Origin of the sequence: Streptomyces spiramenti, assembly GCF_012034385.1 — a bacterium.
Classification (GTDB): Bacteria; Actinomycetota; Actinomycetes; order Streptomycetales; family Streptomycetaceae; genus Streptomyces; species Streptomyces spiramenti.
Genome location: NZ_JAAVJB010000032.1, coordinates 12619 through 35540 on the forward strand (window position 1 = coordinate 12619; position 22922 = coordinate 35540).

Annotated in this window: 21 protein-coding genes, 1 tRNA gene and 1 pseudogene; 13 read left to right on the forward strand and 10 right to left on the reverse strand. The window is 74.0% G+C overall.

Annotated elements, in window-relative coordinates:
- Positions 1-242 precede the first annotated feature (242 nt).
- On the forward strand, positions 243-1793 hold the full coding sequence (locus HCJ92_RS06760; protein ID WP_167932522.1) for a DoxX family protein: 1551 nt from the start codon (positions 243-245) through the stop codon (positions 1791-1793).
- Positions 1794-1936: 143 nt separating this feature from the next.
- Here HCJ92_RS06760 and HCJ92_RS06765 read toward each other — a convergent pair.
- Together HCJ92_RS06765 and pknB are read right to left on the reverse strand one after the other, a co-directional pair.
- Positions 1937-2118: pseudogene (locus tag HCJ92_RS06765) on the reverse strand (transposase); the annotation flags it as partial.
- Between the two features lie 100 nt (positions 2119-2218).
- Positions 2219-4201, reverse strand: coding sequence for a Stk1 family PASTA domain-containing Ser/Thr kinase (gene pknB, locus HCJ92_RS06770; protein WP_167932523.1), 1983 nt, complete (start codon positions 4199-4201; stop codon positions 2219-2221).
- A gap of 208 nt (positions 4202-4409) precedes the next feature.
- On the opposite strand from pknB, the gene HCJ92_RS06775 reads away from it, so the two are divergent.
- Positions 4410-4961 carry a GNAT family N-acetyltransferase gene (locus HCJ92_RS06775; RefSeq protein WP_338054055.1) on the forward strand — a complete coding sequence of 184 codons (552 nt, stop codon included), beginning with the start codon at positions 4410-4412 and terminating at the stop codon, positions 4959-4961.
- Between the two features lie 146 nt (positions 4962-5107).
- Here HCJ92_RS06775 and HCJ92_RS06780 read toward each other — a convergent pair whose 3' ends face one another.
- The 3 genes from HCJ92_RS06780 to HCJ92_RS06790 form a co-directional block, all read right to left on the reverse strand.
- Complete coding sequence (locus HCJ92_RS06780; RefSeq protein ID WP_167932524.1) at positions 5108-5824, reverse strand: nucleotidyltransferase family protein; 717 nt, start codon at positions 5822-5824, stop codon at positions 5108-5110.
- Positions 5825-5910: 86 nt separating this feature from the next.
- Positions 5911-6339, reverse strand: a complete 429-nt coding sequence (locus HCJ92_RS06785) for a hypothetical protein (RefSeq protein WP_167932525.1) — start codon at positions 6337-6339, stop codon at positions 5911-5913.
- Positions 6340-6674: 335 nt separating this feature from the next.
- On the reverse strand, positions 6675-7802 hold the full coding sequence (locus tag HCJ92_RS06790; protein ID WP_167932526.1) for an ABC transporter ATP-binding protein: 1128 nt from the start codon (positions 7800-7802) through the stop codon (positions 6675-6677).
- Between the two features lie 397 nt (positions 7803-8199).
- On the opposite strand from HCJ92_RS06790, the gene HCJ92_RS06795 reads away from it, so the two are divergent.
- From HCJ92_RS06795 to HCJ92_RS06830, 8 genes are all read left to right on the forward strand, one after another.
- Entirely contained in the window at positions 8200-8958 is a 759-nt protein-coding gene (locus HCJ92_RS06795; protein ID WP_167932527.1) for an AfsR/SARP family transcriptional regulator, read from the forward strand.
- Positions 8959-9113: 155 nt separating this feature from the next.
- Positions 9114-9187 (forward strand) — tRNA-Thr (locus HCJ92_RS06800).
- Positions 9188-9870: 683 nt separating this feature from the next.
- Positions 9871-10464, forward strand: coding sequence for a hypothetical protein (locus HCJ92_RS06805; protein ID WP_167932528.1), 594 nt, complete (start codon positions 9871-9873; stop codon positions 10462-10464).
- Positions 10465-11060: 596 nt separating this feature from the next.
- A complete protein-coding gene (locus tag HCJ92_RS06810) occupies positions 11061-11735 on the forward strand; it encodes a hypothetical protein (RefSeq protein WP_167932529.1) in 675 nt (224 codons plus the stop codon).
- Positions 11736-11866: 131 nt separating this feature from the next.
- Positions 11867-12289: a hypothetical protein gene (locus tag HCJ92_RS06815; RefSeq protein ID WP_167932530.1), complete on the forward strand. Its 423-nt coding sequence runs from the start codon at positions 11867-11869 to the stop codon at positions 12287-12289.
- A gap of 121 nt (positions 12290-12410) precedes the next feature.
- Positions 12411-13139 carry a two-component system response regulator CseB gene (cseB, locus tag HCJ92_RS06820; RefSeq protein WP_420824678.1) on the forward strand — a complete coding sequence of 243 codons (729 nt, stop codon included), beginning with the start codon at positions 12411-12413 and terminating at the stop codon, positions 13137-13139.
- 6 nt (positions 13140-13145) lie between these two features.
- Positions 13146-14744, forward strand: a complete 1599-nt coding sequence (locus tag HCJ92_RS06825; RefSeq protein ID WP_338054056.1) for a sensor histidine kinase — start codon at positions 13146-13148, stop codon at positions 14742-14744.
- Between the two features lie 128 nt (positions 14745-14872).
- Positions 14873-15595 (forward strand): pentapeptide repeat-containing protein, encoded by a 723-nt coding sequence (locus HCJ92_RS06830; protein ID WP_167932531.1) that lies wholly within the window; start codon positions 14873-14875, stop codon positions 15593-15595.
- Between the two features lie 25 nt (positions 15596-15620).
- Here HCJ92_RS06830 and HCJ92_RS06835 read toward each other — a convergent pair whose 3' ends face one another.
- Positions 15621-16118 carry a hypothetical protein gene (locus HCJ92_RS06835; RefSeq protein ID WP_167932532.1) on the reverse strand — a complete coding sequence of 166 codons (498 nt, stop codon included), beginning with the start codon at positions 16116-16118 and terminating at the stop codon, positions 15621-15623.
- A 159-nt stretch (positions 16119-16277) separates the two neighbouring features.
- Positions 16278-16853 carry a TerD family protein gene (locus HCJ92_RS06840; RefSeq protein ID WP_167932533.1) on the reverse strand — a complete coding sequence of 192 codons (576 nt, stop codon included), beginning with the start codon at positions 16851-16853 and terminating at the stop codon, positions 16278-16280.
- A gap of 233 nt (positions 16854-17086) precedes the next feature.
- Between HCJ92_RS06840 and arfB the strand changes: the two genes are divergently transcribed.
- Positions 17087-17548 carry an alternative ribosome rescue aminoacyl-tRNA hydrolase ArfB gene (gene arfB / locus HCJ92_RS06845; protein ID WP_167932534.1) on the forward strand — a complete coding sequence of 154 codons (462 nt, stop codon included), beginning with the start codon at positions 17087-17089 and terminating at the stop codon, positions 17546-17548.
- 98 nt (positions 17549-17646) lie between these two features.
- Here the strand turns inward: arfB and HCJ92_RS06850 are convergent, their stop codons facing one another.
- A complete protein-coding gene (locus HCJ92_RS06850; RefSeq protein ID WP_420824679.1) occupies positions 17647-18147 on the reverse strand; it encodes a flavin reductase family protein in 501 nt (166 codons plus the stop codon).
- 332 nt (positions 18148-18479) lie between these two features.
- On the opposite strand from HCJ92_RS06850, the gene cdgB reads away from it, so the two are divergent.
- Positions 18480-20066, forward strand: a complete 1587-nt coding sequence (gene cdgB / locus HCJ92_RS06855; protein ID WP_167932535.1) for a diguanylate cyclase CdgB — start codon at positions 18480-18482, stop codon at positions 20064-20066.
- A gap of 101 nt (positions 20067-20167) precedes the next feature.
- A complete protein-coding gene (locus HCJ92_RS06860) occupies positions 20168-21175 on the forward strand; it encodes a carbohydrate-binding protein (protein ID WP_167932536.1) in 1008 nt (335 codons plus the stop codon).
- A 124-nt stretch (positions 21176-21299) separates the two neighbouring features.
- On the opposite strand, the gene nagA is transcribed toward HCJ92_RS06860, so the two are convergent.
- Together nagA and HCJ92_RS06870 are read right to left on the reverse strand one after the other, a co-directional pair.
- Complete coding sequence (gene nagA, locus HCJ92_RS06865; RefSeq protein WP_167932537.1) at positions 21300-22463, reverse strand: N-acetylglucosamine-6-phosphate deacetylase; 1164 nt, start codon at positions 22461-22463, stop codon at positions 21300-21302.
- A partial coding sequence (locus HCJ92_RS06870) for an ROK family protein (protein WP_167932538.1) occupies positions 22460-22922 on the reverse strand: 463 nt, incomplete at its 5' end. The genes nagA and HCJ92_RS06870, both read right to left, overlap by 4 nt.

Below are 22922 nucleotides of genomic sequence, written 5' to 3' on the forward strand. Positions count from 1 at the left end.
AACCCCTCTTTCGGGGGGCGCTCGTCGCGCGAAGCGGGCGCGCGGCGTGTGCCGAGGGGGAGTGAGGCGGCGTGCGACGACCTGCGGCGACGCGCCTGTTGACGGGTCGCTGTCAGTTTCTGTCGCCCAGGCAGTGTCCTAAGCGGCGGTCACTCGGTTAGTGGAGTGTGGACACACGAACACCCCGCGCCGCCTCTGGGGGAGACCGGAGCGGCTTCACCGGTGATGCAAGCGAGCTGAACATGGTCAAGGTGCCGTGCGATCCCGCCCAGATCATCGTCAATCACGCCAGCTTCCGGGTGGAGTTCGCCGCCCCGTCCCCGCCCGCCGGCAGCGGCCCCCGACTGGAGGGTGCGCCGATGGGTTCCATCGCGATCCGCCGGTCGCCCGCCGCGGCCCGGACGCGGCGTCCCGTCGTGTGGACCGGCCAGGCCGCTCCCGGCGACACCGACGCCGGCGGTCTGCTCCAGGCGGTACGGCAGGCCGGCGAGCAGGGCGGTGTCGCGACGCAGCTCCTGCCGCGTGTGACCGACACCGCGACCCTGCCGAAGCTGCCCTCCGTCGTGGGGCCGCGTGGCCCCGAGCCCGGCGAGGGCGGCCGTCTCACCCGCGACCCCCGTGAGGCGTTCGACTCCTTCGGATCCGACCCCGACGACCCCCATCCGCCGGCCGGCAACCCGGACGGCCCGGGCCGCCGCCCCGCCGGCAAGCCCGACGCCCGCCAGGGGTACTACCCCGGCCGCAACATGAGCCTCGGCATCGTGCTGCTGCCGCTGCGGCTGCTGCTCGGCTTCATCACCATCACCGCCGGCTTCGCCAAGCTCACCGACCCCGTCTACTTCGACGGCGGCGAACGCGGCTCCATGGTCACCTGGCTCTCCGGCCTGGAGCCGTGGGCGCTGGCCGGCCCGCTGCACGACTGGGCGCTCGCCCACCCGGTGGGCGCCGGCCTGACGGTGGCGTTCGTCCAGATCATCGTGGGCGTCCTCACCATCGCCGGTCTCTGGCAGCGGTTCGCCGCCGCCATCGGCGCCCTGCTCTCGCTGGCGCTGCTGGTCACCGTCAGCTGGCAGTCCGGGCCCGCCTACGACGCGCCGGACATCATCCTGCTCGCCGCCTGGTCGCCCATGATCATCGCGGGCGCTCCGGTGTACTCGCTGGACGCCCGGCTCAGCGGTGAGGCGTGGCGGACCCTGGGGCCGCGCGTCGCCGTCAACGACCTCCGTCGGCGGGTGCTCCGTCGGGGTGGCCTCGTGGCGATGCTGCTGGTCGGCACCACCCTGCTGCTCGGTTCGCTGCTCGGCAGCGCCGTCCGGTCCGCCGAACTCAACCCGGTCACCCGCCCCGGGGAGCTGCCCCGCAACAGCCAGCAGGGCATCACCCTGCCGGGCGAGGAGCTCGACGAGGACGTGCTGGAGGAGAACGCGACCGAGGCCCCCGCCACCGGTGGTGCGCCCGGCGGCGCCACCACCCCCGGCGAGCAGCCGGCCGGTGGCGCGGAGTCGCCGGAGGAGGAGGCGGCGGAGGACTCAGCCGGCCCCGCCACCGAGCAGACCGTCCCCGACAGCGGCAGCAATCCCGGGACCGCCCCGGAGGAGCAGCCCGCTCCGCCGGCGCAGCAGCCCGCACCCGGCCAGGAGGCCCCGGCCCCGCCGCCGCCCGTCGACGACAGCGCCGGCGGTGGTGCCGGCGGCGCGGGTGGCGAGGAGCAGGCGCCGCCTGAGGAGCCGGGAGCCCCGGACGAGGGAGGTGGTGGGAGCAGTCTCGGCCGTATCGGTGGACTGCTCGGTTAGGTGGCCTCCTCGGCGAGTGAGACACCTGTGCACCACCGTCCGCGACCAGCCGGCCCCGGGTGAACGCGGACGAACGAAGAACGCAAGAGCCCGGGAGACACCGGGCGCTTTCCCGGGGTCGTCGCACCACGTGGTCGTAGTGATCAGGCCGCGAGCAGTTCATGCAGGCGCTCGGCTGGGTTTCCCAGCCGAGCGTTCTGCGTGGGCGGCCGTTGAGTTCGGCGGCGACACCGTCGAGGTGTTCGCGGCTGTGGGCGGACAGGCCCGTGGCCTTCGGGAAGTGCTGGCGAAGCAGGCCGTTGCTGTTCTCGTTCGAGCCGCGCTGCCGGCGCCTGCCGGTCTTCGGATTGACCCCGAGTCGTCGGGGTCAGGGGGACGCGGAGCGCGGGGCCCCGCCCCCGGACGGCCGGGTCGCCCCGGACGCCTCAGTCGTCGTCGTCATCGTCGTCGTCGTGGCCGCCGGGCCCGCCGTGGTGCGAGGACTCGCAGAAGACGGTGACCGAGCTGCCGGCCTCGGCGGGGACACCGCCTGCCGGTCGGCTGTAGCTCGCGGTGCTCCGCGGCCGAAGACAGGACTGGTCCAGATCGGCCATGAAGCCGGCTTCCAGGAGAGTGCCCATGGCCTCCATCGAGCGCGAGCCCGCCACGTCGGGGACCGGCGTGGTCGTCACCTGGGCCGGCCCGGTGGAGACGGTGATCGTCACCGGGCTGCCGGGGGCGACCGCGGCGCCGGAGGCCGGTTCCTGCCCGATGACGACGCCGGGCGGGGCACCGTCCTCGGAGTTGACCTCGGCCACGGCGAGACCGAGGCCGGCCAGCGCGGCCCTGGCATCGGCGACGGAACGCCCGTTGAGGTCCGGCACGTTCACGGTCTCGGCGGCGGACGAACCGGTGTCGCCGCCCTGTTCGCCACCGCCACCGCCACCACCGTCACCGGCGGCAGGGGCGGTGGCGACGGTCACGGTGACCTCGGACCCGGCCTCGGCCTCCTCGCCGCCCTCGGGGCTCTGCGACAGCACGGTCCCCGCCGGCGTCTCGGAGGACTCACGCGTCTCGCGGACCGGCTCCAGACCGGCCTCGCGCAGCGCGCTCATGGCGGCGTCCTCCTGCTCGCCGGTGACGTCGGGAACCTCTACGGAGCCCTCGATCTCGCCGGTGCCGTCGGAGGGGAAGAGGGTGATGGTCGCCCCGTCGGTGACCTGGGAGCCCGCCTCCGGGTCGGTCGCGCAGACCACCTTCTCCGGCTTGCCGCAGGAGCGTGCGGTGCCCGTCTTCGGCGTCAGCCCGTCCTGCCGGAGCTGCTCGGCAGCCTCGCTGGTCGAGGAACCGGAGTAGTCCCGCAGTGTGAACGTGTCGTCGTCGCCGCCGCCGAGGAGCGAGGTGAAGGCGACGATGGAGATCACCGCGAGGGCGACGCCCGCCGCGATCAGCAGTGTGCGCTTGCGCCGGTCGTCCCCGGCGGAACGCGCGGCGCGCTGCTCGGCACGGCGCCCGCCACCGCTCTGGGTGGGCGCCGGCACGGGGTGGCCGACGGCGGTGACCCGCTGGGTGCTGCTGGTGCCGGGCACCGGCGCGTAGCCGAGCACCGCCTCGATGTCGAGGCGCATCTCGTCCGCGCTCTGGTACCGCTCCTCGCGTCCCTTCGCGAGCGACACCATCACCACGTCGTCGATCCCCGACGCGACGCCCGGTGCCCGGTTGCTCGGCAGGTCCGGCTCGGCGGTCACGTGCTGGTACGCCACCGCGACCGCGGACTCGCCGTCGAACGGCGGTCGCCCGGTAAGGAGTTCGTAGAGCAGGCAGCCCGAGGAGTAGAGGTCCGAGCGGGCGTCGACCTTCTCGCCGCGGGCCTGCTCGGGCGAGAGGTAGTGGGCGGTCCCGATCACGGTCGCGGTCGCGGTCATCGTCATCCCGCCCGCGCCCATGGCGCGCGCGATGCCGAAGTCCATGACCTTGACCTGGCCCTCGGTGGTGAGCATCACGTTGGCCGGCTTGATGTCCCGGTGGACGATGCCGTGTTCGTGGGAGTAGGCCAGCGCGCGCAGGACGCCGGCGCAGATCCGCAGTGCCTCCTCCGGCATCATCGGACCGCGCTCCAGCAGGTCCGCCAGGGTGGCGCCCTCGACGTACTCCATGACGATGTAGGGGACGACGACACCGTTGATCTCGCCCTCGCCGGTGTCGTAGACGGCGGCGATCGAGGGGTGGTTGAGCGAGGCGACAGCCTGCGCCTCCCGCTGGAAGCGCTGCTGGAAGACGGTGTCCTGGGCGTGGTCCGACAGCAGCGTCTTGACGGCGACCGTGCGGCCGAGCCGACGGTCGTGCGCGAGATGGACCTGTGCCATACCGCCGCGGCCGAGCTGTCTGAGCAGCTCGTACCTGTCCGCGAGGAGCGTCGGCGCGTTCATGTTCGTGTCTCCCCCAAAGAGACTCACCACCGCGCCCCCGCCCGGTGTCCACTTTCCGCCCACACCCTAGCGGCTCCGAAGTGGCGCCCCGAACAGCCGCGTTGCTGTTCGAACGGCAGGTGCGGCCGGGCGGCGGTAGGGCGTGGGAAGGTCTTGACGGTGTGCGTACACTTGCGCGGCGCTGGGGACGAGTGGAAGGTGCACGGGTGTGACGACGAACACGGAGGACGCCGGTCGGGGGCGGCCGGCGGCCGGGGCGACGCGCCTGGAACGGCTGCGCGCGGAACACGCGGACGCGGTACTCGCGTTCGAGCGGGAGAACCGCGCCTGGTTCTCCCGCTGGGTGCCGGACCGCGGTGACTCCTACTTCGCGGACTTCACCGACCGCCACACCCGACTGCTGGACGAACAGGCAGCTGGGCGCGACCACTTCCACGTGCTCCTGGACGAAACGGGAGCGGTGGTCGGGCGGTTCAACCTCGTCGACGCGGCCGACGGGACGGCGGAGCTCGGGTTCCGCGTCGCCGAACGCGCGGCGGGCCGAGGTGTCGCCACCGCCGCGGTACGGCGGGTCTGCGTGCTCGCGCGGGAGGAGTACGGACTGTGGGGACTCCGGGCCGCGGCCGGCCTGGCCAACCACGGTTCCCGGCGAGTGCTGGAGCGGACGGGGTTCACCCCGGTCGGCGAGGTCCTTCTCGGCGGGGAGCGGGGGACCGCCTTCGTCCTGGAGCCGCTGCCGGTGGCGCTCCCCGAACCCTGACGCCGCTCGCCCGCTCGCCCGCTCGCCCGCCTAGCCGCTCGCCCGCTCGCCCGCCTAGCCGCTCGCCCGGCCGGCGCGCATCCGGACCGACCCGCGCCTGCCGAAGCGCTCACTTCTGCCGGCACCGGCCCGGGCCGGTGCGGTCGTCAGTTCCCGTTGAGCTCGCGGGCCGCCTCGTTCAGGTCCTTGGCCGTGTCGATCGCCCGCCAGTAGGCGCGCTGCGGCAGCGGGAACCCGGCGAGGAGCCGTTGGCGGGCCAGCCTCGGGAAGGTGTTGCGCTCGTGGTCGCCGCGGTCGGGGAGCAGCGAGGTGAACGCGGGGGAGAAGACGTACACGCCCGCGTTGATCTGGAACGAGACCGGAGGTGCCTCGATGAAGTCCGTGACGTTGCCGATCTCGTCGGTGGCGACCGCGCCCCACGGCAGACGGGGCCGGGCCAGTGCCAGCGTCGCCAGCGCCTCGCGCTCGGCGTGGAACTCCGCCATCTCCCGCAGCGAGAACCGGGTCCAGATGTCGCCGTTGGTGGCGTAGTAGGGCTCGTCAGGGCGGGGCAGCGCCGCCGCGGCGTACTTCAGGCCGCCACCCCGACCGAGGGGTTCCGTCTCGACCACGGTCGTCGCACGCAGCGGGAGTTCGGTCTCCCGCAGCCACTCCTGGAGCACCTCGGCGAGATGGCCGCAGGAGATCACGACATCGGTGACGCCCTCCGCGGCGAGCCACGCCAGCTGGTGCCCGATGATCGGAGTGCCCGTGCCGGGGATCTCCACCATCGGCTTGGGACGGTCGTCGGTGTACGGGCGGAGGCGCGAGCCCTGGCCGCCCGCCAGGACCACGGCCTGCGTGGGGTGCGGAAGGTCGGTCATGATCCGCAGCGTACGGGATCGCCCGGCCCGCGGGGCGGGCCGGGCGAGAGAGCCGCCGCAGCGGACGCGACGCTGCCGGTGACGCGTCAGACAGCGCCGGCGACGCCTGCCGCGAACGAGGTGTCGCAGACCGGGCGCGCGTGCTCCTGGGCGAGGACGGCGCTGCCGTACTTCTCGACGGCGGCCTGGCCGAGGGCGCGGGCGATCTCCATGCAGTGCACGGCGAGGGCGGGGTCGAGTTCCACCTCGCGCTGGAGGCTGGTGAGGGCCGTGCCGGGGTCGGCGGCGTGGAGCTCGTCGAGGAGCGAGACCAGCAGTTCGTCCTCGGCCGGGAGCGGCTCGGGCGCCACGTCGGTCTGCTGCGGCGCGCGCTCGGCGCCGGCGTTGACCACCGTGCTGTCGGCGGGGGGCTCGGCCCACGGCACCTTGGCGACGGCGAGTGTCCCGGAGAGCACCAGGACGACCGGGAGGACAAGGGCAAGGGTGCGGCCGATGCGGCGGGCTGCCTGGTTCACTGGATGTCTTCCTCGCGTGTGTGGTTGCGGTCGGTTGCAGTGGCCCGGGGGACGACTGCGATCGTAGCGAGGTGTAGTGATGTGGCGACATCTTGTCACCCGCAAGGGCGATGTCGGGACACACGTTCGCCGGTTCGAGTCGGCGAACCGGCCCGGGCGGGCCGGCGTTCACCGAACCGCTCCAGTGGGCCCCACGCATCGGCGCGCGGGGAAGGGCCCGGCTACCGGCGTCGGAGGTGCCGACGACAGCGCGGGCCGTACTCTCGCTCCCGGCGAGAATACGGCCCGCAATGGTCCGATTCGCTGTGTCACGGGCGGAAACCGCCCGCCGAACGTCAGTCGGAGAGACGCTTGCCCGAGCCGGTGGCGAAGACGTGGGTCTCGCCGGCACGCGGCACGACGTGCAGCACGGCGCCCTTCTCCGGGATCTCACGGCCGCCGACGCGGACGACGAGGTCCTTGGTCTCGCCGTTGACCTCGGCGGTCCCGTAGATGTAGCCGTCGGCGCCGAGCTCCTCGACGACGTTGACGGTGACGGCCAGGCCGGCGGCGCCGGTCGGGTCGTCCTTCGCGAGGTGGGTGCCGGAGTTCTCGACGATGTCGAAGTGCTCCGGGCGGCAGCCGACGACCACGTGGGTGTCGCCCTGGTCCGCGGCCTCGGTCAGCGCGCTGCGCTCGATCGGCACCACGCTGTTGCCGAACTTCACGCCGCCGTCGGTGATCGGCACCTCGACCAGGTTCATCGCCGGGGAGCCGATGAAGCCCGCGACGAAGAGGTTGGCCGGCTTGTCGTACATGTTGCGGGGGGTGTCGACCTGCTGGAGCAGACCGCCCTTGAGGACCGCGACCCGGTCGCCCATGGTCATGGCCTCGACCTGGTCGTGGGTGACGTAGACGGTGGTGACGCCCAGGCGGCGCTGGAGGCCCGCGATCTGCGTACGGGTCTGGACGCGGAGCTTGGCGTCCAGGTTCGACAGCGGCTCGTCCATGAGGAACACCTGGGGCTCACGCACGATCGCGCGGCCCATCGCCACACGCTGGCGCTGACCGCCGGAGAGCGCCTTCGGCTTGCGGTCCAGGTACTCGGTGAGGTCGAGGATCTTGGCGGCTTCCTCGACCTTGGTGCGGATGTCCGTCTTGTTGACGCCGGCGATCTTGAGCGCGAAGCCCATGTTCTGCGCGACGCTCATGTGCGGGTAGAGCGCGTAGTTCTGGAACACCATGGCGATGTCCCGGTCCTTCGGCGGCAGGTGGGTCACGTCGCGGTCGCCGATGCGGATCGCGCCGCCGTTGACGTCCTCCAGGCCCGCGAGCATGCGGAGCGAGGTGGACTTGCCGCAACCGGAGGGGCCGACGAGGACGAGGAACTCGCCGTCGGCGATGTCGATCTCGAGCTGGTCGACGGCGGGCTTCTCGGTGCCGGGGTAGACCCGGGTGGCCTTGTCGAACGTAACGGTAGCCATGGCTTCTGTACTCCCTCACCGGCAGGAACGTGCCGGACGATCCGAGTGGGGTCGAGCGCCCAGGGGTCTGGACCTCCGCAACCTAACCCGAACGGGTGTCCCGTGTCACCAGTCACGACGTGGCGTTTCCGGAGGTCGTCGCGGTGCGTCGCCGTGCGTCGCGGAGTCGGCGGTCCGGTGCGGGCACGGGGCCGCCACCGGCGCCGACACGGCGGGGACGCGGAGCGCGCTACGCCGCCGCTACCGAGTTGGGACGGGGGCCCGCACACGATGGGACCGGTGCGATCGCCGACGCCGGACGGCGGTCCCGGGTGGGGACCGGGACGTCGCGCCACCGGGCGGGAACACCTCCCGTCCACGACCGGCGGGGCGGTCGGCGCCGCCCGCGAGGGGGAACATGCACTTTCGACTGCTCGGGCCCGTCGAGCTCCGGACCACGGACCGGTGGCATCCGGTCGCCGCTGCCAAGCAGCGCCACCTGCTGGCCCTGCTGCTGCTCAACCGGTGCCGGACGGTGCCCGTACCGGTGCTGATCGAGGAGCTCTGGCCGGTCGACCCGCCCGCCACCGCACGGGCGCTGGTCCGCAACTACGTGATGCGGCTGCGGCGGCTCCTCGGGGACGACGGCGCCACCGTCATCACCTACCGGGCGCCCGGCTACTGCCTGGAACTGCCGCCGGGGCTGTCCGACGCCGAACTGTTCCGGGCGGGGCTGGCCGCCGGCCGCCGGGCGCTCGGCGAGGGCGACGCCGCCACCGCAGTCGTCCGGCTGCGCGAGACGCTGTCGCTGTGGCGCGGCACCGCGCTGGCCGACCTGCCGGGGGAGGGGATGGTCGGAGTCGCCCGGCGGGAGCTGGCGGCGCGCCGGGAGGCCGGCGACGACCTGCTCATCGACGCCAGGCTGGCCATCGAACCGGCCTCGCTCGTGCCCGAGTTGCGCGCGCTGGCGGCGGACTCGCCGCGGGAGTACCGCTGGGGGCAGCTGATGCGGGCACTCTGGCTCTCCGGCGCCCCGGCCGAGGCGTTGGGCTGCTACGGCCGGTTGCGCGCCACCATGGCGCAGCGGTACGGCGCCGAACCCAGCCCGTACCTGCGGGAACTGCGCGACCGGATTCGCGCGGGGGAGCGGGAGAGGCTGACCACCGGCGTGCGGTGAGGAGGCGCGCCGCGCCTTCGGGTCGGGCGCCGGGCGGTGACGGGCTTCGTCCGGCTGGTTCGGGGCCGCCCGAGCGCGGCGCCCGGCCCCGCCCGGCCCTGACCGAACGGGGGCCGGTGCGACCCGCGCCGCCTTCGGTACACTGCTCGGGTCGCGCCGCCTTAGCTCAGCTGGTCAGAGCAGCTGTCTTGTAAACAGCAGGTCGTCGGTTCGAATCCGACAGGCGGCTCAGCGGTCACACCCCGTGTGACCTTGTGGGGAACGCCCCGCCCGGCCCTCCGCCGGGTGGGGCGTTCCGCCGTTCCGGCCCGTGCCAGGAGCCGTACCGGGGCCGGGCCCGTGCCCGTGCCCGTGCCAGGAGCCGTGCCCGTGCCGGGAGCCGGGGCCTCGGCCCGGCTGCGACGGTGACCCCGACCGCAGCTGCGGCCGAGCGCCGGACGCGCTTCGCTGCGGGGTGGGACGACGGGGCGCCCGTAGTGCGCCGCCGTCCCCGCCGGGTGCCGTCGTGGGACCGGCGCCTGACGCCGTCTCGGAGATCGATCGGTCTCCCACAGGTGGCGCGGCGGCATCCGGTCGAGCCGTTCCGCTGTCCGGTCACGGAGCGGATTGCACCCCTCACCAGGTGGTCTGTGATCAGTTGCCTTCAGGGTGTTGCGTGTCACATCCATTCGGTGACAGGCTGAGGGAACTGAGGCGGCTGATTCTGGTGTGAGAGCGATCGGTGGTTGCGCCGCTCCGGGCTCTGCGCCGCTGTTCCGCTGGTGGGTGCCGGGCGGGGTGGCTCGTCGAGATGACCACGCAGGCGCTACGACCGATCACTTTCGGTCGGGGGTGCGGCTGTAATTCCGACGTGAGCATGCCAAGCTGTACGGGTTCCAAATACACGATGAGCAAGATGAGTTGATCGTAGTGATGGATGAACCCCGCACATCCGAGGCGCCCGAGCCGTCCAGCCGCGGCAAGGCACGCACCACAGTGACAGCCCGTCACCAGCGCCCCGCTCCGGCCCGGACGGCCGGAACGACCTCCCCACCGTCGTGGACGACGACGGCCGGGCCGGTCACCGAGAGGACCCGCGACAGACGCGGGCTCCGCCCCCGCCTGCTGGCGCCGTTCGCCGCAGCCGCGGCCGTCTCCGCCGTTCTCGTGCTCACCGCCTGCGGCAGTGAGGGCGAGGAGGCCTCGGCCGCCACGGCGCCGGGGGTCACCGCGGAGACACTTGCCAACGACCTCGCCGCGGTCACCGAGATGCCCAACCCGCGCGACACCACGCACAGCTGCGACAGCGAGGACATCGGCGACCACGCCTGCGAGCAGATGATCAGCACCGACACCCTGTCCGTGTACCAGCTTGCCGGCGGTGAGTCGGCCGAGCACTGGGCGGACACCATCGGGCAGACCCACACGGTGGCCGTCGTGGGCGCGTTTCTCCTGAAGTGGCAGTACACCCCCGCGCCCGACGACTTCAACGCGGTGGTCGAACGCGCGGAAGAGGTGGTCGGCTGAGACGCCGGGCGCCCGGCAGCGCCCTGATGCCACCGGCCCGGCCACCCCGAGCGGGTGCCGGCCGGTAGTTCCGTGCGTTTCGCGACGCTCGGCGCCGCTCTGTTGCGGCGGGCCGGTTCGTTCCCCGCCGCTCCCTCCCGGTTCTCGCCCGCGTCCGCACCGCCGGCCGCGGGCCTGGTCAGGCCGCTCCCCGGATCGTCACGGTGAGCGGCCCGTTCGTCGCGCCCGCACGCCGGCGTCGTTGTGGATGCCTCCGCCTCCTCGTCGCCTCGGCCGCGGGGCCCATCTCTCCCCGGCCTCGGCCCCGCCGGCTCGTCGCAGCGCCGCCCGCTCCGACGGCTCACACCCTCCCCGTGTCACGCCTCGGCCGGGCGGCTACCCCTCGCACGGCCGTGCTGCCACCCGCGCCGGCGCCGCCCGGTGAAGCGGCTGCCGCGCCAATGATGGCCGGCTGTTACGTCGCCGCCGGGCGATCGCCGGGGTAGGTGCCTAGCGTGGGAACCACGGACCACGGACCACGGACCACGGACCACGGCCCCGCGGGGCCGCCCGCACGGACCTGACGGCAGCGCACGGTGGACACACGGAGGTACGGCATGACCTACAGCGGACACCCCGGCATCACCAGCCCCGGCACGGCCCGGCGCCGAACCGCCGTGGGGGCGCGGCGTCTTCTGCTCGGTGGACGCCGTGCGCGCCCCGTCGTCGCCCTGCTCGGCGCGGTGGTCCTCGCCCTCTCCACGGTCGGTTGCGGCGGGGACGACACCGGCACCGACGTCTCGGCCGAGACCACCCCCGAGACCCCCGGCACCACGACGGGCGGCACCGGCGAACCGGACACCGCGGACGGCGGCAGGGGCGACGCGGACACCTCCGCCCCGGCGGAGCAGGAGCCGACCCCGGGCAGCGCCGGTGGCACCGCCGCGGAGGACACCGACGGTCCCTACGTCGTCAACTTCTACGGGGAGGAGAACGCCGACGGTGCCGCGGAGCGCGAGCCCGCCAACCTGGTGCTGAGCGAGCACTCCTCGCTCCAGGACATGGAGTGGACCGAGTGGGGCGCCGACCGGGCGGTGGGAACGGGGCGGCTGAGCGGCATGTGGTGCCTGCCCGACTGCGCGGACCAGCCGTTCGACGCGACCGTCGTCCTCTCGGGACCCACCGAGGTGGACGGTGACGTCTACTTCGCGGCCTTCGATCTGGACGCACCGGACGCGGGGGAGTTCCGCACGGACGACCTGGACGGCGAGCGCCCGCTCCAGCTCCCCTGACCGCCCCGCCCGGCCCCGCCCGGGGTGACGAGCACGAGGGCCGGCGCGCGGCCCGGCGAGACGGACGGGGGTGGGGCATGCGGTCGATCCGGCGGACCCGCCACCCCGGACGGCCTTGCCCGGGCGCCCTGGTGACGGCGGCGCTGCTGTCTCTGGCGACCGCAGCCGGTACGGGCTGTGCGGCGGACCCCGGTCCGCACGTCGAGGGCCCCGCTCCGGCGGTCGACCGCGACTCCCGCCCGCTGTACGTCAGCGACGCGGCGGGCGAACCGCTGCAACGGCCGGAGCGGTTCGCCGTCACCGAGTTCGTCTCGCTCACCGGGCTGCGGTGGGAGTCCTGGGGCGAACCCAGCGCGCGGGCGACCGGCTCGGTCGCGGGCACCTGGTGCCTGCCCGACTGCGAGGGCGGCTACCCCGCGACCGTGGAGCTCCACGCGCCCGCCGTCCGCGAGCGCGTCGCCTACTACACCCGCGTCACGGTCGAGGCCGACGGCCTTCCCGAGAACCGGGCCGCCGAACTCGACGGGTTGGAGCTGTACGCGCCCTTCCGCTGACGTCCGACGCCCGACGCCGGACGCCCGCACTCACGGCCCCGATCACCACCCGGCCCGCACGGACCCGGCCCGCCCGCACTCGACCTGCCCCACCCGACGTCGTCCTGGACGAGGAGCGCCCGTGAGCCGACCGCCCCACCCGCCGCCGGACCCCGCACCGGAGGTGCTGCTGGTCGAGGACGATGCGGTACTGCGGGAGGCGACCGGCATGGCGCTGGAACGCCACGGCTTCCGGGTGCGCACCGCGGCCGACGGCCTGACGGGGCTGGAGATGTTCCGCGCCCGCCCGCCGGACGTGGCGGTGCTGGACGTGATGCTGCCCGAACTCGACGGCGTCAGCCTCGTGCGGCGCATCCGGGAGACCAGCGGCGTCCCTGCGCTGATGATCTCCGCCCGAACCGACCCCATCGACGTGGTCCAGGGGTTGGAAGCGGGCGCCGACGACTACCTGACCAAGCCCTACGACACCGCCGTGCTCGTCGCCCGGATGCGTGCCGCGCTGCGCCGCGCGGGTCCGGGGGCGGGTCCGACGGCCGCCGCCCCCGCCGAACAGGCCGCGCCGGAGCGGTTGCTGCGGGCCGGAGACCTGACGGTCGACGCGCGGTCGCTGGAGGTGCGCCGCGGCGACCGTCAACTGGATCTGACACCCACCGAGTTGAAGCTGGTGCTGGAGTTCGCCGCGGAACCGGGGGTGGTGCTCAGCCGCTCCACGTTGCTGGAGCGGGTCTGGGACTACAGCTGGGGCGGCGACAGCCGCGTCGTCGACGTCCACGTGCAACGGCTGCGGGCCAAGGTCGGGCACAACCGTATCGAGACCGTCCGCGGTTTCGGCTACAAGCTGAGGCCGTGACCGGCTGTGGCAGCCACCGACCCCGCCACCGACCCCGCCACCGGCCCCGCCACCGGCCGTCGCACGCCGCCGGGGCGGGGCGGCACGGACCGCTCGGCCCCGCCGGTCGGGGCCGAGAGCCACCACGCCGACGTTCGCGGCAGCCGTCTTCACGACGGCTGCGGGCCGGGCGGTGGGGCCGACCCGGAGGGTGTCACCGTGCGGTGCGTCCGTCCGGGGCTGCTCGGTCTCCGCGGCAAGCTCGCGCTCAGTGTGGCCGCGGTCGCCGCCCTGGTGGCGGCCGTCATCGGTGTGCTGGTCCACGAGCAGACCTCGCGCACCCAGCTCGACACCGCCCGCCGCGACCTCGACGCCTCGCTGCTCGCCGCCGTCGCCGACTACGAGCGGATGATCGACGGCGGCGTGCTGGTGAACCCGCCGGAGCTGCCGCAGCTCCTGCGCGACACCATCGAGACGCGACCGGTGCGCGCAACGCTCCTGGACCACTCCGATGGCGAACCGGTCCTCTGGGCGGCGCTGCTGGAGCGCCCCTCGCCGGTGCCGCCGCCCGACGACGCGGCGGCGCCCGTCGACAGCGCGCCGGGGGCGGCGGAGGGGCCCGCCACGGTGCTCGCCGTCCGGCAGAGCTACCTGCCGCAGACAGAGGCACTGGGCGCGCTCGACCGGACTCTCCTGGGTGCCGGTCTGATCGCCACCGGGCTCGGCAGCCTGCTCGGGTTGCTGCTGGCGACCGTCGGCGGCCGTCGCATCGCGGGGTCGGCCCGGACCGCCCAGCGCATCGCCCAGGGCGACCTGGCGGCGCGCGTCCGACCCCGCGGCCGGGACGAGATCGCGCGCATGGCGACCGCCGTCAACACCATGGCCGACGCGCTCCAGGTGCGACTGGAGGCGGAACGCCGGATCACCGCGGACATCGCCCACGAACTGCGGACCCCGGTCGCCGGGTTGGTCACCGCGGCCGAGCTGCTGCCGCCGGGCAGGCCGACCGAACTGGTGCGGGACCGGGCCCGGACCCTGCGGCGTCTGGTCGAGGACGTGCTGGAGGTGGCGCGGCTGGACACCGCCGGCGTGGAGGAGGCCGAGTTCGAGTGCTGCCTTACCAGCGAACTGGCGCGGCAGGCGGTCGCAGCCTGTGCCGACCAGCTCCCCGAGGCGGCGGGGGGCGAATCGATCACCCTGACCGTCACCGCCGACGCGGAGGTACGCACCGACCCCCGCCGGGTCGCCCGGGTCCTGGCCAACCTGCTCTCCAACGCGTTGCGCCACGGCGGTGCGCCGGTGGGACTGGAGGTGGACGGTCCGCTGCTGCGCGTCCGTGACGACGGCCCGGGGTTCCCCGTCGAACTCCTGGCCCAGGGACCCCAGCGGTTCCGCACCGCCGCGCGCGAGCGGGGGCGGGGAACGGGCCTGGGGCTGACCATCGTCGCCGGGCAGGCACGGTTGCTCGGCGCCCGCGTCCACCGTGCCAACCCCCTCGGCGGCGGCGCCGTCACCGAACTGCTGCTGCCCACCGGCAGCCCCGGCAGCGGGGGCTCCGGCAGGTCCGGCCCCGGCAGCTCCGGCGGCGGTCTCTCGGCGGTCTCCGGAGCGCCGACGGCCGGGTGAGTCGGTGAGCCGGCACGGGGCCGGCGCCGTGCGGACGCGGGCCCTCCCCGCCACACGCCGCACGACCGCCGCACGCCGCCGCGCGGCGGGGCGCAGCGGCTGTCGGTGGTGTGGGTGAGACTGGCGGGATGGCACCGCCCACCTCACCCCGGCCCGCCCGATCGACGCGCTCCACCGGCGGCGGTGAGCCCACCGCGCCGGCGGTGGCCCCACCGCGCCCGCCCGTGTACGAGACGCCGGTCCTGCGGCCCGGCGACCGGTACGACCTGGAACCCGGCGCCGACTGCGACGGGGTCGAGTTCGACGGCACCGACCTCGCGGGCGGGTCCGGCAGGGGCGCCACGCTGCTGGGGTGCGTGCTCCGCGGCTGCCCGCTCGACGAGACCGATCTGCGCCGGGCACGGCTGGTCGACTCGCTGCTCACCGGGGTCCGAGGTGTCGGGACGGCACTCGCCGAGGCGACGCTGCGCGACACCGAGATCCTCGACGCCCGCCTCGGCGGGGTGCAGTTGAGCGCCGCGCGGCTGGACCGCGTCCGGTTCCGGGGCGGCAAGGTCGACTACCTCAACCTGCGGCAGGCACGGCTGACCGACGTCAGCTTCGAGGACTGCGTGCTGGTCGAACCGGACTTCTCCGGCGCCCGGTTGGAGCGGGTGTCGTTCGCGGGGTGCGAGCTGCGCGGTGCCGACTTCGCGGGCACCACCCTGCGCGACGTAGATCTGCGGGGCGCGGCGCGGCTGGAGGTCGGTCGTGGGGTGGCCGAGCTGGCCGGTGCGGTGGTCAGCCCCGCGCAGCTGCTGGAACTCGCCCCCGCGTTGGCCGCGGCGACAGGGCTGCGGGTCGTCCCCTGACGGCTGCGTCCGGCGTGCCGCGGCGTCAGACCCGGGGAAAGCGGGCGAGCAGGTCCCAGACGGCCGGGTTGTGGTCGAGCTCCTCGTGCATGTCGGTGAGGTCGGCGACGAGGTCGTGCAGGAAGTCCCGCGACTCGCGGCGCAGCTCGCTGTGGGGCACGGAGAGGGTGGGGCCCTCCTCGCGGTCCCAGTCGGCGCGGACGGCGACATGGCCGAACCGACGTTCGAACCGGAGGAGTTCGGTGGACTCGGTGAAGTCCAGCTCCGCATGTTGCGGTCGCGCGGCCCGGCTGCCCATGGGATCGCGGTCCAGCCGCTCGGCGATGTCGCACAGCGCCCAGGCGAAGTCCAGGACGGGTACCCACCCCCAGGAGGTGGAGAGCTCCTCGTCGGTCACGGTGTCGGCCAGGTAGACGTCGCCGCAGAAGAGGTCGTGGCGCAGCGACCGCACGTCGGCGGTGCGGTACTCCGTCTGGGGCGGGTCCGGGAAGCGACGGGAGAGCGCGTAGCCGATGTCGAGCACCGGTCCATCGTGTCACGCGGGCGGCCGGGGCCTCCCGGCGGTCCGCGGGGGCCGGGCGGTTCGGGCACAGCCCGCCGCCGGTGGCCGCCGGCCCCGGGAACGCCGGCCGGGCCCGCTGCGGGGCGTCGGCCGGCGTCCGGCGCGCAGGGCCGTGGTGGCTCAGACGTTGACGCTGTAGTCCTGCGCGATGCCGCGCAGGCCCGAGGCGTAACCCTGGCCGACCGCGCGGAACTTCCACTCGGCGCCGCTGCGGTACAGCTCGCCGAAGACCATGGCGGTCTCGGTCGAGGCGTCCTCGGTCAGGTCGTAGCGGGCGATCTCGGTGCCGCCGGCCTGGTTCACGACGCGGATGTACGCGTTGCGGACCTGGCCGAAGCTCTGGCCACGCGCGTCGGCGTCGTGGATGGAGACCGGGAAGACGACCTTGTCGATCTCGGGGCCGAGACCGTCGAGGAAGACCTTGATCTCCTCGTCGTCGCCCTCGCCTTCGCCGGTGGTGTTGTCACCGGCGTGCTGGATCGCCTGGTCCGGGGAGATCAGGTTGTTGTAGAAGATGAAGTGACCGTCGGAGACGACCTTGCCGCCGGCGTCCACGGCGATGGCGGAGGCGTCGAGGTCGAAGTCGGCGCCGGTGGTGGTGCGCGTGTCCCAGCCGAGACCGATGGTCACGGCGGTCAGGCCCGGGGCCTCCTTGCTCAGCGAGACGTTGCCGCCCTTGGTGAGGCTCACAACCATAAGTAGATCCCCTTGGTCGTTATCTGGCGTTGCGTTGCGGGGGCACGGAGTCGTGTCCGGACCCGACGTTACCGTTTCTTTGCCAACGGCTCGTGGCCCCGGCTGGTTCCCGCCCCCCGGGGTCCACCTGCGGGCGGTACGCGGGGTGACGGGTCGGGTCCGCGCGTGCGTTCCGCCGTCGCCCGCCGATAACGGGGTGCGGGGGAGCGCCCCCGAGGGGGATCATTGCCCCCATGCCCGGGCCCTATGTCATCGCAGCGGCACCCGTCGACGGCTCCGGCCGCGCGGGTGGGCCGCTGTACCTGCCCGAGGCCGAGCTGAGCTGGCGGTTCTCCCGTTCCTCCGGCCCGGGCGGACAGCACGTGAACACCAGCGACAGCCGGGTGGAGCTGAGCTTCGACCTCGCGGCGACCGGCGCGCTGCCGGAGGCGCTGCGGGAACGCGCGCTGGAGCGCCTCGCCGGACGGCTCCGCGGCGGTGTCCTCACTGTCCGGGTGTCGACCTTCCGTTCGCAGTGGCGCAACCGGGAGGAGGCGGCGCGGCGGATGGCGGCGCTGCTGGCCGAGGCCGTCGCGCCGCCGCCGCGTGCCCGGCGGAGCCGCAAGGTGTCGCGCGGCTCCAACGAGCGGCGGCTGCGGCAGAAGAAGGCGCGGGGCGACGTCAAGCGGGGGCGGACCGGGGACGGTTGGGACTGACCGACCGCCACTGCCCGTTGCGCGCCTTCCGGTACCACCCCGGGCGCGCCGGGGACGGTCACGCCGGGGCGGGGCGGGGCGGGGCGCGTCCGCGACCCTCAGCCGAGGGCGCCGTACCTGCCGCGCGAGTACAACAGGGGGCCGTCGGCGGTGGCCGGCAGCCGGGTCGCCAGAACCCGGCCGATGTACAGCGTGTGGTCCCCGGCGGTCACCCGCTGCTCGGTGCGGCACTCGACCGACGCCAGGGCGCCGTGCGGCAGTGGGGCGCCGGTGTGCTCGCCGATGTCGTGGGGCGTCTCGCGGAATATGAGCCGGTCGCTGAGTCTGCCCTTCATGGCGAACCGTCCGGCCAGCGCGTGCTGCCCCGCCGCGAGGAGCGAGGCGGCCCAGTGGTCCTGGCGGTCGAGGATGTCGGCCATGCGCGAACCGGTGCGCACGCTGACCATGACCAGCGGCGGTTCCAGGGACACGGAGAGGAACGAGGTGGCGGTCATGCCCGCCCCCGCACCGATCGGGTCCTCCTCCTCGTCGTGCGCGGTGACCAGCACCACCCCGGCCGCCAAGCGGGTCATCGCGGCACGGAACTCGTCCTGGCTCACCCCTCCAGCATGACCGCTCGGGGGCTGCGCCGCGGGCACCGGCGCGGCGATGGTCGCCGCCCCCGGCGTCCGGGCACCGTCGGCTCCGGTGATACTCCTGGGACTCTCCGCGCTACTGAACACAGGGAAGAACGTAACCGCCGTGGGCGCGCCCGCGCATCGGGCGGTGGTACCAGTGGGACGCGCGTGGACCTACGTCGCGCGACCGAGCACCACCGTTGTGTGACATGGATCACAGCAGCAAAGTTCTGATTGACCCTGTGTACCTAGCGCACAGCTCGCTGTGATTCAGTGGCCTGTGTATCTGCATGTGCATTCGGCTGGGGGTGTGAATGGGAACGGAGACCGAGCCGTACGTCCGCCTGGCATCGCTGCGCGAACTGCACAATGCCGTGGCTCGTCTCAACACCGCCCGCTCCATGGCCGCCACCCTCCAGACGATCGTGGACGGCGTGGTCGAGGCCGTCGACTTCGAGCTCGCCGCCGTCAACCTCGTCCGCCCCGACGGCGACCTGCTGGTTGCGGCCGTCGCGGGCGACACCGAGGTCGAGACCAACCTCGCCGGCCGCACCGGCTCCCGGGAGTCGTGGCAGCGGCGGCTCGGCATGGGCGAGCGCTGGGGCGAGCTCTGCTTCATCCCCTACACCGAGTCCTGGGCACTGGACGACGACGTCCCCACCTGGACCAGCACCGGGCCCGCCCCCCGCTACCCCGACGAGTGGCACCCCATGGACCTGCTCTACGCACCCATGGCCACCGCCGAGGGCGAACTCCTCGGCGTGCTCTCCGTCGACCGCCCCAGCAACGGCCGCCGCCCCGGGCCCTGGATACGGGAGGCGCTCCAGCTCTACGCCTCCCAGGCCGCGATCGCGATATCCAACGCCCGGCTGCGCGGCAACATGCAGCGCGCGCTGCAACGGCTGGAACGGGAGCAGCAGGCGCTCCGCGCCAGCGAGGAGAGCTTCCGGCAGGCGTTCGAGTACGCGCCCAGCGGCATGGCCATCGCCGAGGTCGGCGGCGAGGAGGAGGGGCTGCTCCTCCGCGTGAACGACGCGCTGTGCCGCCTCCTGGGCCGCCCCATGACGCTGCTCCGCCGCTGCGCCTTCTCCGACCTCGTCCACCCCGAGGACATGGGCGTGCTGCTGCGCACCTCGGCCGAGGGCGGCCGTGCCGAACTCCGGCTCAGCCGCCGCGACGGCTCCTACGTCTGGGTCTCGCTCCGCAACTCCGTCGTGGCCGACACCACCGACGGCCCCCGCTTCCTCCTCACCCACGTCGAGGACATCGAGGAGCGGAAGCGCCACGAGCTCCAGCTCCGGCACCGCGCCAGCCACGACTCCCTCACCGGTCTCCCCAACAGCGCCGAGCTGCGGCAGCGGCTCGGCAGTCGCATCTGCGACCGACCGGGCGACGGCCCGCCGCTGCGCTCCACCGACGCCTTCACCGGCCTGGGGACCCCGGCGCCACCCCCCTACGACCACCACGAGCACCTCGTACCGCCCGACGCCCCCGGCAGCGACGGCAAGGGCCTCGCGGTGCTCTTCTGCGACCTCGACGGCTTCAAGTCGATCAACGATCGGCACGGGCACGGCTACGGCGACGCCGCCCTCCAGGAGGTCGCGCGGCGGCTGCTGCGGGCCGTGCGGGACGACGACACCGTCGCCCGGCTCGGCGGCGACGAGTTCGTCGTGCTCGCCGACGGCCTCGGCGCGGCGGAGGCGTCCGACCTGGCGGTCCGCCTCCGGCAGGCGATCATCCCGCCGATGCGCGTGGAGGACCGCGTCCTGCGGGTCGGCGCGAGTTTCGGTATCGGGTGGGCCGCCTGCGGCACCACGACGGAGCAGATCCTGGAGTCGGCCGACCAGCGCATGTACATAGAGAAGCGGTCCCGCCCCCACCACCGGCGCCGGGCAGGCTGAGTCGCCGGTCGGAGCCGGGTGTGGCCGTCCGCACCTCCACCGTGCCGTTCTGTGTGCCACGAACGCTGTAGGCTCGGCCTCGAAGGACCAGGGCGGGGACGATGGGAGCGCAGGAGATGAGCGCGGGGAACAACGGTAACGGCCGGCCCGAGGGCGGCGAGGACCCCTTCGGCTACCTCTACCGTCCGCAGGACGGCCAGGCGGCGCCGCCCCAGGGGCCCCAGCAGCCCTCGTACCACGATGTGCGCCCCGTCGGTGAACGACGCGGACAGCGCACCGGTTACGGCTACCCGCAGCCCGCACCCTTGCACCAGCACCCCCAGGACCCCTACTACGCGGCTCCCGAGACCCAGCCCGGCGGTGGCGGCTACCACGCGGCGGGCGGCCCCGGGCCCTACCAGCCCGGCGGTGAGCCCCCGCGCCGCAACACGCTCCTCATCGGCGCCATCGCGGTGGTCGCGGCCGTCGTCATCGGCGTCGGCGCCGCGCTGATCTTCAGCGGTGACGGCGACGGCGACGACCGCGCCGACGACGGCGGCAGCGAGGTCGCACCCGACGGCGGTGAGCAGGGCGGGGAGGATCCCGAGGAGGACGCGACCGAGGAGGAGCCCGGCGACGAGGGCGAGGACGAGGAGCAGCCGGAAGGCGAGGAGGAGAACACCGGTGGTGCGCTTCCGACCGCCGACCTCACCTCCGACCTCGACCTCCGCAACGGCGCCCTTCTCGGCGGCCAGCACGTCGAGGGCGCCCGCAGCCCGGACGGCAGCTACATCGCCGGCCTGGAGGCCGAGCAGGCCACCGTCAGCTGGCGGTTCGATTTCGACGGCTCCCCGGGCACCTACCGGCTCTACGTCGGCTACACCATGAACGACGGTGACCAGGAGATGAGCTTCGCCATCAACGACACCGTCCGGTCGGACAAGGTCAACTTCCGCGACTACCGCTCCGGCGGCTCGTACAAGGACAACTGGACCCGCACCTACAACGAGGTGACCCTTCAGGAGGGCTCCAACCTCATCCAGATCGGCTGCGGTTCCAGCGACGGCTGCGACGTCCTCATCGACCGCATCGAGATCACCGAGAACCGCGACGGCGCCGTCGACTGGTGACGGTCGGCGCCCCGGAGCGCGGCGCGCACCCGGACGGCCCCGGTGCCGCACCCCGCGAGGGGCGCGGCGCCGGGGCCGCTGCCGTGCGTGCGCCGCGCTCCTGAGTTCGGCGACCCAGGGCGGGTCAGCCGGTCGGGACCGCTGCCGGTTCCCGCAGCCACCGTCCCTTGCGCATCACGCCCACGACCCGGAAGCCGTCGTCCAGCACCACCAGGTCGGCGTCCTTGCCCACCTCGACCGAGCCCACCCGGTCGTCCACGCCGAGCATCCTGGCCGGGGTCCCGGCCAGCGCCCGCACCGCGTCGGCCACCCCGATCCCGTCCACCGTCACGGCCCGTCGCAGCGCCCGGTCCAGCGTCAGCGTGGAACCGGCGATCGCGCCGCCCTCGACCAACCGCGCCACCCCGTCGGTGACGTCCACCTCCAACGGGCCCAGCGGGTAGCGGCCGTCGCCCATTCCGGCCGCGCCCATCGCATCGGTGATGAACGCCACCCGGTCCGCCCCCGCCCGGTGGAACGCCAGCCGCAGCGCGGCCGGGTGCAGATGGGTGCCGTCGTCGATCAGCTCGACCGTCACCCGCTCGTCCTCCAGCAGCGCCGCGACCGGGCCCGGCGCGCGGTGCGCCAGCGGCGGCATCGCGTTGAACAGGTGGGTCGCCACACTCGCCCCGGCGTCTACGGCCCGCCGCACCACGTCGTAGTCCCCGTCGGTGTGTCCGACCGCCGCCAGCACGCCCAGGTCCCGCAGCAGTGCCACCGACTCCAGCCCGCCCGGCAGCTCCGGCGCGAGCGTCACCATGCTCGCGGTGCCGCGCGCGGCGTCGACCAGCTTGCGGACGTCCGCCGGGTCGGGGTCGCGCAGCAGGGACGGCTGGTGCGCGCCGCAGCGGTGCGCCGAGATGAACGGCCCCTCGAAGTGCAGGCCGGCCAGCTCGCCGTCCTCCACCAGTTCCGAGAGCGTGCCCGCCTGCCGCGCCAGGTCGGCGAGGTCCCCGGTCACGGTCGAGGCGACCATCGTGGTGGTGCCGTGCGCGCGGTGCGTCCCGATCACCGTGCGGGCCTCCTCGACCGTGCCGGCCGAGAACGAGGCGCCGCCACCGCCGTGGACGTGCATGTCCACGAACCCCGGGGTCACCCAGTGGCCCGTCAGATCGTGCGTGGGCTCGTCCTCCGGCCGCGCGGTGACGATGCGGCCGTCCGCCACCGTCACCCGGCCGTCCTCGACCACACCGGTCGGCAGGACGACGCGGGCCCCGGTCAGCACCGTGCGCTGTGTCTCGGTCGTCATGACTGGTCGAACCTCCGGGGAGTCGGGTCGGTCGTGGCGGACCCGCCGGGAGGCGGGCCGGCGTCGTGGTCGTGCGCGGCGGTCGCCGCGGAACCGGTCCGACGGCCCGTCGCCGGGTCCGTGGTGTGTGCGGACGTCGCCGTCGTCGTACTCGCCCGGTCCGCCACGCCGGCGGTACCGGAACCGGGCAGCGTTCGTGCGCGGAGTTCCCAGGCCAGCAGGCCCGCGCCCAGGCAGCCGGCGACGTCGCCGAGTGCCGCCGGCACCAGCGCCGGTTCCCGTTGGAAGCTGAGCCGCCTCCGCAGCGCGGCGCGCAGCGGCACCAGCAGGGTGTCGCCGGCCTCGGCGAGACCGCCGCCGACGATCACGACGCGCGGGTCGAGCAGGGTCACCGCCGTCAGCAGGCCGTCGGCGAGCGCCTCCACCGCGCCCTGCCAGACGGCGAGCGCGGCCGGGTCG